This window comes from Colwellia sp. MB02u-9 (genome assembly GCF_014077085.1).
Taxonomy (GTDB): Bacteria; Pseudomonadota; Gammaproteobacteria; order Enterobacterales; family Alteromonadaceae; genus Cognaticolwellia.
Genome location: NZ_JACGVF010000061.1, coordinates 1 through 14401 on the forward strand (window position 1 = coordinate 1; position 14401 = coordinate 14401).

Annotated in this window: 6 protein-coding genes; 5 read left to right on the forward strand and 1 reads right to left on the reverse strand. The window is 38.8% G+C overall.

Annotation, left to right across the window (positions count from 1 at the left end; genetic code table 11):
- Nucleotides 1-72 precede the first annotated feature (72 nt).
- The 5 genes from H4J65_RS00995 to H4J65_RS01015 all read left to right on the forward strand — a co-directional run bounded on the left by H4J65_RS00995 (nt 73) and on the right by H4J65_RS01015 (nt 9206).
- Nucleotides 73-2649 (forward strand): TonB-dependent siderophore receptor, encoded by a 2577-nt coding sequence (locus H4J65_RS00995; protein ID WP_182136237.1) that lies wholly within the window; start codon nt 73-75, stop codon nt 2647-2649.
- 645 nt (nt 2650-3294) lie between these two features.
- The gene (locus H4J65_RS01000) at nt 3295-3471 is read left to right on the forward strand and encodes a DUF1328 domain-containing protein (RefSeq protein ID WP_182136238.1); all 177 of its coding nucleotides are present in this window, start codon (nt 3295-3297) and stop codon (nt 3469-3471) included.
- 10 nt (nt 3472-3481) lie between these two features.
- Nucleotides 3482-3925 carry a hypothetical protein gene (locus H4J65_RS01005; protein WP_182182853.1) on the forward strand — a complete coding sequence of 148 codons (444 nt, stop codon included), beginning with the start codon at nt 3482-3484 and terminating at the stop codon, nt 3923-3925.
- Nucleotides 3926-4410: 485 nt separating this feature from the next.
- Entirely contained in the window at nt 4411-6183 is a 1773-nt protein-coding gene (locus H4J65_RS01010; protein WP_182194363.1) for an EAL domain-containing protein, read from the forward strand.
- On the forward strand, nt 6183-9206 hold the full coding sequence (locus H4J65_RS01015; RefSeq protein ID WP_182194366.1) for a sigma 54-interacting transcriptional regulator: 3024 nt from the start codon (nt 6183-6185) through the stop codon (nt 9204-9206). Before H4J65_RS01010 ends, H4J65_RS01015 begins: the two co-directional genes overlap by 1 nt.
- Before the next feature lie 285 nt (nt 9207-9491).
- On the opposite strand, the gene H4J65_RS01020 is transcribed toward H4J65_RS01015, so the two are convergent.
- On the reverse strand, nt 9492-14048 hold the full coding sequence (locus H4J65_RS01020) for a hybrid sensor histidine kinase/response regulator (protein ID WP_182194369.1): 4557 nt from the start codon (nt 14046-14048) through the stop codon (nt 9492-9494).
- Nucleotides 14049-14401: the final 353 nt, after the last annotated feature.

Genomic DNA, 14401 nt, shown 5'->3' on the forward strand with positions numbered 1-14401 from the left:
CAAAAAAATAGAAAAATAAAATATATAACTATAAAAATACATAATAAAATACTAATACTAGAGGAAGAGAACATGTCATCAACATTTAAAATAGCTACCTTAGCTTTAGCGGTAAATATCGCTTTAGGTACTGCGCCAACATTCGCTGCTGAAAATGATGCAGATAAAGTTAAAAAAGAAAACATTGAACGTATCGCTGTTGTAGGCTCTCGTGGTGCACCACGTTCAGTTGATAATTCACCGGTTCCTATTGATTTAATTGGTGCAGCAGAGCTAGAAAGATCGGGTAACACCGATATGCTTGAATTGTTAAAAGGTACTGTACCTTCGTTTAACGTACAGAGTAACCCAATCTCAGATGCCGCCAGCTTAGTTAAACCTGCTAATCTTCGTGGTCTTTCATCAGACAGTACGTTAATACTTGTTAATGGTAAACGCCGTCATCGTGCTTCTGTTATTGCATTGTTAGGTGGTGGTATTAATGACGGTGCTCAAGGTCCTGATATTTCAGTTATCCCAAGTTCTGCTCTAAAACAAGTTGAAGTTTTACGTGACGGTGCTGCAGCACAATACGGCTCAGATGCTATCGCAGGTGTAATGAACTTCGTCTTAAAAAATGATGCAGATGGTGGTTCATTAAACGTACGTCATGGTTCATATTATGAAGGCGATGGCGATACGACTGAAGTCTCTGGTAATATTGGTATGGCATTGACTGAAGATGGTTTTGCCAACCTGAGTTTTCAATATAAAAATGCTGATGCAACTAGTCGAAGTGTACAACGTCCTGACGCTCAAGGTTTTATTGATGCCGGCAACACAAATGTTGAAGCGATAACTCAAGTTTGGGGTTCTCCAGAAGTTAATGATGACATCACTATTTTTGGTAACTTCGGTTTAGATATCGGTAACGACCGTGAAGTGTATATGTTTGGTAACTTCTCTGAACGTGATGTTCGTGGTGGTTTCTATTATCGTAATCCACATAACCGTGGTGGCGTTTACTCTAATGACGACGGTGCTTCATTATTGATTGGCGATCTTGCGCAATCTGAGGGTGCTGAGAGAACTTGTCAACCTGTAGCTATCACTACCGGTAACGTGTTAACTCAACAAAATTACATTGATAATGTCGCAAATAATGATAATTGTTTTTCATTCAATGAATTAGCACCAGGCGGATTTACACCTAACTTTGGTGGTAACATTGTTGATACAGCAATAACCATGGGAACACGTGGTCAGTTTGATGACACTTTGTCTTATGACGTCAGTGGTTCTGTAGGTCGTAACGAATCAAGTTACGTTATCTACAACACGTTAAATGCGTCGTTAGGTCCTGAAACACCACGTGACTTTAATCCAGGTAGCCACGTTCAACTTGAAAAGTTCTTTAACATTGATTTAGTTAAAGAACTTGAAGTAGGCATGGAGATGCCACTAATTATTGCTGGTGGTTATGAATACCATCAAGAAACTTTCGAAGTGACTGCAGGTGACGAAGCATCTTTTACCGCAGGTCCATATACAGACCAAGGTTTTAGTATCGGCTCTAACGGTTTTCCTGGCTTTAAACCCTCTTCAGCCGGTTCATTTTCTCGTCAAAACTATGCGCTTTATCTTGATGTTGAAGCACAATACACTGAAAACTTCTTAATGGGCTATGCCCTACGTTTTGAAGATTACAGTACTTTTGGTAATACCACTAACTATAAAGTAACGGCACAATACAATGTGACAGACGACTTTTCAGTACGTGGCTCAGTAAGTTCAGGCTTCCGTGCACCAACGGTTGGTCAAGCTAACTATTCTAATGTGCAAACCTCTTTAGATGGCGGTGAGTTGGTTGATTCTGCTTTATTGCCAGCATCTAACCCTGTAGCAATGCAACTTGGTGCAAAAGAACTAACACCAGAAGAATCAGAAAGCATTTCATTAGGTGCGGTTTGGGAAATAGAAGGTATCCATTTCACACTTGATTATTACAATATTGAAGTAACTGATCGTGTTTCTCAGTCAACTAAATATAACTTAACCGCTGATGATAAAGTTAAGTTAAAAGCTGATGGTGTACCAAACGTAGATTCAATTCAACAAGTAAGTTTCTTTACTAATGATTTTGATACTACAACTCAAGGTGTTGATTTTGTAGCTAACTATTCAACGAGTTTGTTAGATGGTGATACCACATTTGGTTTAGCTTATAACTGGAATGAGACAACTGTTGATACTTACACTGAAATCACAGGTGACGGTAAAGTTTCTCGTTTAGAAAATGATTTACCTAACCATCGTGCGACCTTTACTTGGTCACAAAGTTGGGACAATGTCAGTATGTTTACCCGTGTAAACTACTACGGTGAATACCAAGGCGTGCACGTTGATTGGATAGGCTCTCCAGCTGAACCAGGAACAGAAATTGTTGCTGACTCAGAAGTTACTGTTGATGTTGAAGTGAGCTATCACGTTATGGAAGATTTCAAAGTGAGTGTTGGTGCTCAGAATATATTTGACGAATACCCGAATGAGCTTGATTTTGAGCAACAAACAGGTGCGGCAAATAATAGCTGGGGCGGTAAATACTATGAAACATCACCATTTGGTTTTAACGGTGGTTTCTACTACGTAAAAGCAACTTATAGCTTTTAAGTTACCTATACTGAATGTGCTCTTGGGTAAAGTTAACCTACCGATTATCTAGGCATAGCTTTACTTACAGATGAATTTTTCAGTGAGTTAAGAATCCGAAATCAAGCAATTGATTTCGGATTTTTTATGTTTAACAGCAAAGAAAAGTAACAACTCGTTTTAACTTCACTGTTATTGCGCCGATAAGATCATTAATCAAACTTCACCATTACAAGGCTTATTTCAGACAGAAAAATAGCCAGCTACTTAGGTAAAACTGTCCTGAAAATGGTAGGAAAAATATAAAGTTCACCAGTAAATACGGCGGTTAATAACGGCACAATAATCAGTACTAAGTCACGGTCACTATGGCTGATAGTTAATGCTTACTGAAAGTTATAGCGTTTATTCTGTAAATAAGTACGTTTTATAAAAATGTGGCTATTATTAAGGTGTCTTAGCGATAAGCTAAGACAAAAATATATTAACTCCCACTAAATGTTATACCTGTTTTGTCTGAAAAACTTTCACTTAGCGGTAAACTAGCGTTATTAAATCAAATGTAGAATGAAAGATAGTGACTAGTTATCAGTGAATTAGGTTGTTGGTATAAATGTAGTCTTAAGTTGGTGGTGGTTTTTAATTTAATAAACGGAGGAATCTATTATGTTAAACTGGGCGCTTACTTTTTTAGTTGTTGCGATTGTTGCGGCAATATTTGGTTTTAGTGGTATCGCAGGGACAGCCGCAGGTATTGCAAAAACTATCTTTTTTATCTTCGTTGTGTTGTTGGTTATCTCATTAATCGCCAATGCAGTTCGTGGTAAATCACCAAAAATTTAGGGAAAAACTTATGACTTTTATAAAAAAACTATCAATTTCACTTATTATCTTTGTTTCCATGTTCGGCTTAACAGCTTGTAGCGATAAAGAGGCAGAAGACGCGGGTAAAAAAGTAGAAGAAGCAGTTAAAGATGCGGGTAAAATGACTCAAGGTGCGGGTGATAAAGTAAATGAAATGAAAGAAGATGCTAGCAAGGCTATTGATGCTGCAGGCGAAAAAGTAAATGAAATGAAAAAAGACGCAGGCAAAGCTATGGAAAATGCAGGCGAAAAAGTAGAGGAAATGAAGAAAGACGCTGGCAAGGCTATGGAAAACGCGGGCGACAAAGTAAATGAAATGAAAGAAAGTGTCAGCAATAAATTTGGTGAAATGAAAAAAGATGCAGGTAACGCCATTGAAGATGCTTGTGAAAAGACAAAAGAGGGTGCAGATACTAAAGATGACGGTTGTTAGTCTTTAATATCAGTTAAGCTATAAGTTTAATTCAATTATAAAGCTCTTGTTTTTCAAGGGCTTTTTTATTTAGCGATTATATCGCCATAAAAATTTATTCAGCATGACATTGCAATATGTAGCGGTAGTTAATTGATCATAAATATAGTTTAATGGCGTCATTTTAATTTTTAATGATAAGACTTTGCAATTAAAAATGTAAAGCAATCGTACGCAAAACTAAGCTAGGTTAACAACTCAGGTGTATGCATAAACTAGTCTTTAATTTCAATAATCATATTACCGTAATACTCTGTAAAAGAGAGTGTTATAACCAATTTATTATGCTATTTTTAAACTTTCAACTTTTGAAAATTATTGGAATAAATAAGGAAGAAAAATTCCAATATTATCGCAGCTACAAAATTAGTTCATAACGGTAAGTTAATGGTCGATAATACCCACCATTAATACTTTCAGTTATGAATAATTAGAGATATTCAGAAATGCCAAATAATTCTAAAATTACAATATTAGTGTGTGATGACGATGTCAGTGCTCGGATTATTCTGCAAGAAATATTCGCCTGCGACAGTATAGAAGTATTAGAGGCTGAGGATGGCCAACGCGCTGTAGAGCAGTTTGAAAAACATCAGCCAGCGCTAATTTTACTCGATGTATCTATGCCAGTAATGAACGGTTTTGATGTGTGTGAACACATAAGAGCGTTGGAAAGTGGAAAACATGTTCCGATCATTATGGTTACCGGATCTGATGATTTGGACTCTATTCATAAATCTTACGCGGTAGGTGCTACTGACTTTATCTCGAAACCTGTTAAATGGGAAATATTAGCCCAGAGAGTAAGATATATTCTCCGTGCCAGCCAAGCCTTTGCAGATCAAATGTCACAAAAAAAAGCACTTCATAAACTGGCTTTTTATGATTCGTTAACAGGGTTGCCAAATAGGCTGTTGCTACTGAAAAATTTACAAAACTTTATAGCCATGGCGCGTCGCAACGACTATCAAGCCGCAATCTTGTATATAGATCTCGATAGATTCAAAAGAATTAACGATACTATGGGACATAGTATTGGCGATAAACTACTGCGTAAAGTTGCCCACCGCTTACAAGAAAATATGCGAGAAAGCGATGTGTTTTCTCGGCACAGCGACGAAGAATTAATAAGTAACGGTCAATTATCGAGTTTTGGTGGTGACGAATTTACTATTTTCTTGAATAAGTTGCGCAATTCAAGTGAAGCGATGTTGGTCGCTGAACGGGTGATTCAAAGCTTCATTAAACCTTTTAAGCTAGAGCAATATGAAGTTGTGATCACGCCAAGCATTGGTATTTCTATGTTTCCAGACGACGGTGAGAATGCCGAGTCTTTACTTAAAAATGCCAATACGGCAATGTATTCGGCTAAAGAGGCTGGACGTGGCTGTTTCAAGTTTTATTGCGGCTCAATGAATGCAACAGCGGCAAATCGTTTACAGCTTGAACAAGACCTACGTGTGGCAATTAAGTCAGGTGAAATTGTACCCTTTTATCAACCGCAAGTTTGCGCTGAAACAGGTAAGATTGTTAGCGTTGAAGCGTTAGTCAGATGGTTGCCAGCACAAGGAGGTATTATTCCTCCTGATGAATTTATTCCAATTGCAGAAGAAACCGGCTTAATTCATGATTTAGGACTTTTAGTCTTAGAGCAGAGTTGTAAGCAGGCTAAACAATGGCTAGATAATGGTAACGAGGTAAGGATTGCGGTAAACGTATCTGCACACCAGTTTAGACAAGTTAATTTTACTCAAACAGTTGCGCAAACATTAAAGCAATGTAACTTACCGCCGTCGCTACTTGAGTTGGAATTGACCGAGTCGGTCATTATGAGTGATGCTGAAGAAAATATTAAGCGCCTAATCGAATTGAAAAACTTAGGTGTTACCTTGGCGGTTGACGACTTTGGGACAGGCTACTCCTCATTAAGCTATCTGAAAAAATTCCCCATTGATACACTTAAAATCGATCGAGCTTTTATGTGTGATGCTAATTCAGCCCCTGACGATATTGCCATTGTACAAGCCATTTTAGCGCTGGCTAAAAGTTTAAAGCTAGGCGTTATCGCGGAAGGTGTAGAAGAAGTGGCACAAATAGAAATATTAAAGAACAGCAAACATTTACTGTTGCAAGGTTACTTATTTTCACGGCCATTGGCTGCAAAAAATATTACACCGCTGTTAAATCAGAACTTTACTCATCTTATGCAAAATTCTTAATGACGAAATTGCAACGCATCAGCACTTTAGCTTACGTAAAAAATAGTATCACGCTTTATATAGATAGTGACTTTGCAGCCAGTACTGTTTACACCAAGATGTTTTTGACTTTACAGTCGCAAGCTTCTGCTGCGGGTATAGCGTTGAAAAAAATAGCGTTATCAAGTCATTGTGATGATCAGCCATCAATGCTTGTAGCATGTCAAAATACTGAGCATGCAGAGCAGCTTATAAAGCGTTTTAATCTCAATATTCAACAAGTATTTTGGCTACAAGAGCATCCGCAACTCACAACCCAGACACAATTACCAAAAAACCATTGGTTTATTGACTGGTCAAATGAGCAAGCTTTGTTACCTATTTTATCTTTGTTAGCACGTAATAACGACATTTATAGCACTCAACAACATAGCGAGCAGAAGTTTAACTTACTGACTGAATGTTTAGGAGAGTTGGTAGTAACGCTTAGTGCTGAAGGGAAAATAACCGAACTTAATCTGGCGTTATCGGCAGTACTGGGTGATTCAAGCGCATCTGCAATCGGTAAAGATTTACTTTCGTGTATCAAAATCCCCTCTGATATGGCCAAGAACCGTTTGCAAAATATTTTATCGGATCTTGAACCTACCGGTGCAATAACAAGGTTACCACCTTTCCCTATTCAGTTAGAAAATACCGTAATCATTGTCGATGGTTTTGTAGGTTCATTACGTCATCAAGATAATATACTTATTATGCGCCAAGTCGGGACTTGGCAACGTCAGAAATGGGAAGAACAACAGACAGCGCACAATCAACCCGTAACTTTATTACTCATAAATCCTGTTGATTTCGCTAAATTTAATCAACAACATGGAGGTAAATTGGCCGACCAAGTGTTGGATGAAATTATGCTCAGTTTGACTAATTTATTACGTACGGCTGATTTTGTCAGTCGATATAGCGGTGTGGTTTTTGCGGCACATTTACCTGAGACTAATGAAAAGCACGGTCAAGTACTGGCCGCTCGAGTACGACAAATGTTAGTGAATAAGTCGTTTACTCAGAAAAAGTTGAAGCTAAACTTTAGTTTTGGCATAGCAACACTTGATGCTGAAGAACAGCTCGAAGAGCAATCGCCTTTAAAATTGTTTAGGCGAGCGAATACCGCCTTACAAGCCGCTCGCAGCATAGGTGGCGATAAATTAGTCGCTTGGGAACCGCAGTTTGACGCTAACATTATTGCTAATCTTGATCACATACGTGGTAAATTTTCAGATGTGCCTAGAGATGACTTTAGGTTACTTTCACTGCAATGGGACTTAATTCGCTTAATTGGCACTACACATTCATTACAAGTTTTTTCAAAGCAAATTTGCCAAATGCTAACCGCAGGCATGCAATGCGAATATGCGGGTTTATATTTAGTTAAAAATCAAGCATTGATTTTGTCGTCTTGCAGTACATCTAAGCAAAACATGGATGTCGAAAGTGTACAGAACTGGGTTAGCACAAACATACAACTTGCTAGCTTGAATAATTTAAGAGGTAAACCACTTAAGCCTTTTGCGGAATCTTGCCAAGCTATTATAGTGCCCCTGTTCACTCGTAACCAATGCTTGGGTATGATCTTATTACGTTGGCCGTTGAGCGAGCAAAAGAATGCTGAAAAATATAGTACGCAATTACAGCAAGTCAGCCCCAATTTAGCTGCTGCTATTGATCGTATTGTTCTACTCGAAAATGACCAACGCAAAACGGTTATCGCTCAAAGCAGCATGGGCGATCAGCATGAATTGCTTTTTGAATCGGCTGCCATGCGCACGGTAATGCAGGAAGTACAGTTAGTGGCGCCTACCGACGCGTCTGTGTTGATTACTGGTGAGTCAGGTACAGGTAAAGAGCTCATCGCACGACAAATACATAATTATAGCTCGCTACGAGTAAAGCCTTTTATTACTGTAGATTGCAGTACCATAGTTGAAAATTTAATAGAAAGTGAGTTATTTGGTCATAGAAAAGGCGCCTTTACCGGTGCGACGAATGATCAACCGGGCCTGATTGCACAAGCTGACGGTGGGACATTATTTTTAGACGAAATCGGAGAACTGCCGCTTGATATTCAATCAAAGCTATTACGATTTGTACAAGAAAAAACCTATGTCGCGGTGGGTGATCAACGTGTGCGTAAAGTCGATGTTAGACTGGTATTAGCCACTAACCGTAATTTATTAGATGAAGTTGCTATGGGGCGCTTCCGTTCAGACCTTTATTATCGTATCAATGGTTTTACCGTCAACCTGCCTCCTCTGCATCAACGAGGCGATGATGCCCTGTTACTTTGTCGTCACTTTTTAGCTAAATTTAGCCAACAATATAAAAAAGAAATTATTGATTTTACCCCCGCAGCAATAAACATTTTGCAAGGCTATTCATGGCCAGGCAATATCAGAGAGCTGCAAAACGCGATAATGCGGGCCGTTATACTTTGCGAGCGAAAATTAATCGATAGTCCACATTTGGATCTGCAAGAGCAAGGTTATATTAAAGCATCCGCAGCGCATCTGCTTTCGTCTGAGCATGAGGTGTTTACTGATGAAACGAAAGTAAACATAGCGCAATTTTCAGATATATCGATATTACTTAGCCAACTCGTGGCAATAGCGCTACAGCAAACGCGTTTATTTCCAGCAAGTGCTTGGTTGGAGCTGCGATGGTTAACGGTATGTTTAGTTAAATGGGGCAGCCTGTATCAAGTAGCTTTGCAATTAGACCAATCTGAATCAACATTGCGACGTCGTTTTGCTAAGCTCAATGGATTAGATCTCAGCCTTTCTCAACTGGATGAATTAGCGATTGAATGCGACATAATATTAGGACAATTGCTAACAGGAAACACCAATACCTTGCTTTGGTCCAAAATTGAGATGACATTACATCAAATCGTCATAAAAAAAGAGATCAGCCAACAGAAAAAAGCACAATTACTCAATGTAACTCAGCCTACCTTGCGCAAAATTTTGCAACAGGTGCTAATTTCATAATAAGTGAGTGTTAGGTAGGTTAGCACTTATCACTCGCTTTTTTACCTATAGCAAGTTAATAGCAAATAAATTGGAATGTAATTGAATTCATACTAAAGTATTCAATTGCTTAATTTTTATTTGCCTAGTTAACGATTATACTTGGCTTGGAACCCAGAGAAACTTAGTCTGCATTGCTGTCGAGTAGTCGCCATGCTCTTCATTAAAGCCTGCCGAGTAATGTCAACTTTATGCTAAGTCTAATCAGTTTATTCCCACTCAGCACAAGCTTAATTATAGCCTCAATTAAGCTTGTCTAAATGTCTCCAGCTTCTCACAACTAATAATATAAGTAGCCTGTATTTTCTGCGCTATCATATCAATATCTGCAGTCAGGTTTTGCTTTGCATTAGCTTCTAAGTTTATGCTTAACTCATACAGTGCTTTTGCTCCAGAATTTCCTGACATGGATTGCAGAGCATGGGCAATGTCAACTAGCTCATTTAAATCTACTTGTTCACTTTTTAGCTGTGCTAGTAACTGTTGAATCAACTTGTCAGCTTCCTGGGTAAATCCATCCAATACCCGATTATAGAGTTTGCTCTCATTAGCCTTGCCAATTTTTAAAAGCGTGTTGACAGTGTCCATATCAATTAATTCAGCTTCTGGATTAGCTTCAGTTTCAAAGTCTTTACTACTTAATGCTACAGGGTCATCTGAGCCATTAGCTGGGCACGATACATGCTGTAAATATAATTCGTCTGTACTATCGTGATCACTTACCGATGGATGACTAGGCGCTTCTAAGTAGTGTAAAAGTGTTTGTTCAAGTTCTCGCAATAAAAATGGCTTGGTCATTACACCATTCATGCCTGAGTCTAAACATTGTTGGCGTAGGTCATCACCCATACCAGCCGTTAGCGCTATAATAGGAATATTTGGCCAGTTTTTCCTTATGACAACCGTGGCTTCATAACCGTCCATAATGGGCATTTGGCAATCCATTAAGATTAAATCAGGTTGTCTTAAGTTTACTTGCTCGACGGCTTCCGCGCCGTTGTCTGCTAGCCATACTTCACAACCTAGCATTCTGAGCATGCTTGTTGCTACTTCTTGGTTAGTTAAGCTGTCTTCTACCACCAAAATATTGGCAACAAATATCTGATGATTACGGTGGTTGTTTTTACCTGTTTGTTGATTATGGGTTTTGATTCCCAAGGCTCGATATAAAGTGTTTATCAGGTCATAAAAATGTACTGGCAAATGTAAGATATTGCGTTTGTCATGCTCTTGCCATTGTGAAGAAGGTAATAAGCAGATCCAGTTTGTCAGTGGAATACCCGCGTTAGTAATGGCTGTTTCGTGCTCTGAAAGGCTAATCCAAAGACCATTTTTAGCGGAAGCCAACTGAGCATTAACCCGTTTTACCTGTACTGATTTAATGCCTAATTTTAGCAATATATTGGCGACTGAAGTGCCTAAACCGCCATTAAGGTTGATCAAATGAACCGTTGGACAATCAGCTATGGGCTCATATTCGATTTCCGAATTAGCCACTGTCGGTAAATCGAATATGAAGCTAAAACGGCTGCCTTCTCCTAGATTCGATTGCACACTAATATTACCCCCCATTAAGGTAGATATTTGTCGACAGATAGCTAAGCCAAGGCCGGTGCCACCATACTTTCTCTTGGTGGAGGCGTCTGCTTGTGTAAACATTTCAAATACTTTTTGTTGACGATCTGGTGCCATACCAATACCGGTATCTTCTACACTAATTTCAAAACTACTAAGTTGTGCCTGGTTGTTTTGTTGACCAGTTTGCGCTTTGGAGCATGGCACGCGCTTAATACTGACATTAACTTCGCCACGCTCAGTAAACTTAATGGCATTACTGGTTAAATTGGCAATGATTTGGCGCAATTTCTCTGGGTCGGCGTATACATAAGGTAATGACTCTGGGGCTAGGATGGCATTGATATGCAGTCCTTTGTTGTAGGCAGATTCACTGAATAAATCACACACTTCCTCTACTATCGTTTCAAGATCGACTGGTACCGACTCTAGGGTCGTTTTACCTGCTTCTAATTTAGAGAAGTCTAAGATGTTATTTAGCAGATCAAGTAGCAAGACACCTGAGCGATAGACTAATTGCGCAAAATGTTGTTGTTTGGGTTTTAGGTCTGAATTTAACAAAACTTCGGTCATGCCCAGCACGCCGTTCATCGGTGTGCGTATTTCATGACTCATAATGGCTAAGAAATCACTCTTTTCTTTGCTGGCTTGTTCGGCAATTTTCCTGGCTTTGTCGGTTTCTTCCATGCTTGTTTCAAGCTGTGCATTGGCATGGCGTAGCTCTTTGGTACGTTCTTCAACTTTTTCTTCTAGTTTTATTACTTGCTGCATTTCACGTAGCCGCTTTTGTCGATATCGCCAAATGAAATAAAGTAGCATCAACATCACTGCTAGAGAGTACAAACTATAGGCCCAAAAGGTTTTCCAAGGTGGCGGCAATACCGTGATCGGTAGTGATACACCAACAGTATTCCATAACCCTTGGTTGTTACTGGCTTGAACTCTCAAGGTGAAATCGCCGGCAGGTAGGTTAGTAAATGTTGCAAGTCGCCTGTTCCCAAGCTCGATCCAATTTGAGTCAAGCCCTTCTAATTGGTATCTATATTGATTTAAACTGGGTGCGTTATAGTCAAGTGCAGCAAACTCAAATGAGATAAAATAGTCTTTGTAATCCAATTCCAAATGTTTGAGTTCTTGGTAAGGTACATCGAACCATACTTGTTCATTGAGTTTTTTAATTCTCACAAGTACCACAGGCGGGATTGTTTTACTGTCTTTAATATCATCAGGATTAAAGCGTATAACGCCAGCATTACCACCAAAATACATATTTCCTTTGCTGTCCTTAAAACCTGCAGCAAAGCTGAAATCATTTTCCTTTAAGCCTTGATAACTATTAAAATGTCGCATTGCCCCTGATTGTTTATTTAATCTTGTTAAGCCAGCGGTACTGCTGAGCCATAGATGGCCATTATCGTCGTCTAAAATTGCATATATATGGCTGCTGGGTAGTCCACTTAAACTGTCGTAATGGGTGAACTTGTTATTTAAACCAGTAATGTCTTGAGGTAACCATTTATTGAGCCCTCCGCCTTGGGTGCCTACCCATAACTGTGCTTTGTTATCTTGATAAAAGGCCCAAGCCATGGGCGCCGACAAACTATCTAGGTCATCAGGTTGGTGCTCAATATGATCAAAATCCAAGCTAATAGGGTCAAGTAAATTAATGCCGGCTACGGTACCAACGACCATGGTACCGTCAACTAACTGATCAACTGCTAATACTCTGTCATTATTGAGACTTCTGGGGTTATTCTCATCATGGCGAAAATGAATAAATTCTTCGCTGCCGAGGGGCAGGTAATTTAAACCACCACCAAAGGTACCAACCCAAATATTATCTGCTTTGTCTTTAAATATACTAATAACACCATTAAAACTTAAACTTTTAGGACCCTTAGGGTCGTTTACATAATATTTAATTTTCTCAGTATCGACATCGAGCTTACCTAAGCCACCACCGCGGGTGCCAAACCATAAAATATTATCGTCACCGCGCACGGCCATGACTCTGTCATCAGGCAATGCAGGAACACTGTCTTTATTAATAATTTGTTGCACTTCACCATCGCTATTTAAGCGTGTTAAGCCAGCATAAGTGGCAACCCAAATTGCTGATTCTCCGCTTGAAGATGTGGTTTCAGCAAAGCCTAAGATAGTCTTGCTGGCCAAGCCTGTATCGATATGTTGAAAAGGCACTTCAATACTTTTGCTTAGGCCATTAAAGGTACCAAACCACATTAACCCTGTTGGGTCTTGTAAAATGGATAGGACTAAGTTGTTACTTAATCCATCTTCCGTATTAAAGGAATCAAATTCATTTCGCTTGTTCCATATGGCGACACCTTTATCAGTTCCGATCCAAATACGCTGGTGTTGATCTTGAAATACCGTGTATACGTGATTGGAGGGTAAGCTTTTCTTATGATTTTCATTATGCTGCCAAGAAGTAAATTTTAGCCTTTGCGGGTCAGCAACAGCAACACCGTTATCGGCACTAGTAACCCATAAACGTTGTTGTCCATCGATAAATAAATTGGTCAAACGATCACTAAAAAATGGCGTGTCTGAACCAGTATGAAAACGCTCTAGTTTTTTACTTTTTTTATTTAGTTTTAGTAGTCCGTTACCATTAGTGCTGAGCCAAATAAAGTTAGCTTCTTCGACAAACGCAGTGATAAATGTGTTTTTATCGAGTTCAGGAAGTAAAGCTTGGGTATCGAAATGTTCAAAAGTCATTTTATTAGGTTGAAAACGACTAAAATTACCACTGTTATAACCTAGCCAAATATCACCATTTTTATCTAACATAGCACTTTGTATACGATCAGACATAAGTGTAGTACTAGATAGAGTGCTACTTTGCCAACGGGTAAACGTTTGTTTAGCCGCGTCAAATAAGTTTAAACCACCGCCATCAGTAGCTATCCATAAACGATTGCTATTATCTTCGATTATCGTTCGAACATTGTCGGAGCTCAGCGAGTCAGGTTTACGGGGATCATGGACAAACTTTACTAGTTCATAGCCGTCGTAGCGGGCTATCCCTTCTTGAGTGACAATCCATAAATACCCTGTACTGTCTTGAAAGACTTGCCGAATGCTTTTTTGGGAGAGCTGTTGATTAAGTGCTGCGGAGGTAAAAATAAAATTAGCTTTTTGTTCAGCATGCAGCTTGAAACTAAAAACAAATAATAATAGTAGGCAATAAATAGTGTTTTTTAACATACTTAAATTACATATATTCTAATTTAGAAATAGACTAACCCAAAGCGTGTAAAACACCAAACTTTAGACTGACTTACAGTTGATTTTTTACAGTAATATAAACCGACTACGAGCTATGGCTATTAAAAAAATTAATGAAAATTGGGCAGTTGAAATTAAGCGAAGCAATGCACTGTTAATTTCTTAAAAGCAAATAAAAAGTCCGTTATATCCTAAGCAAATACTTAGTTCATAACGGACCTTATTTAATGATTTATTTTTTATTCATTAATTGCAAAGTTTTCTTGGTTCAATTGAGCTTCATTCCAAATAAAACCTTCGTTCCAGATAAAGCCTTCGTTCCAGATAAAGCC

Excerpts from the sequence above, each read along its gene's own strand:
- H4J65_RS00995 (WP_182136237.1), top strand. The coding sequence starts at position 73 with ATGTCATCAACATTTAAAATAGCTACCTTAGCTTTAGCGGTAAATATC.
- H4J65_RS01000 (WP_182136238.1), top strand. The coding sequence starts at position 3,295 with ATGTTAAACTGGGCGCTTACTTTTTTAGTTGTTGCGATTGTTGCGGCA.
- H4J65_RS01005 (WP_182182853.1), top strand. The coding sequence starts at position 3,482 with ATGACTTTTATAAAAAAACTATCAATTTCACTTATTATCTTTGTTTCC.
- H4J65_RS01010 (WP_182194363.1), top strand. The coding sequence starts at position 4,411 with ATGCCAAATAATTCTAAAATTACAATATTAGTGTGTGATGACGATGTC.
- H4J65_RS01015 (WP_182194366.1), top strand. The coding sequence starts at position 6,183 with ATGACGAAATTGCAACGCATCAGCACTTTAGCTTACGTAAAAAATAGT.
- H4J65_RS01020 (WP_182194369.1), bottom strand. The coding sequence starts at position 14,048 with ATGTTAAAAAACACTATTTATTGCCTACTATTATTATTTGTTTTTAGT.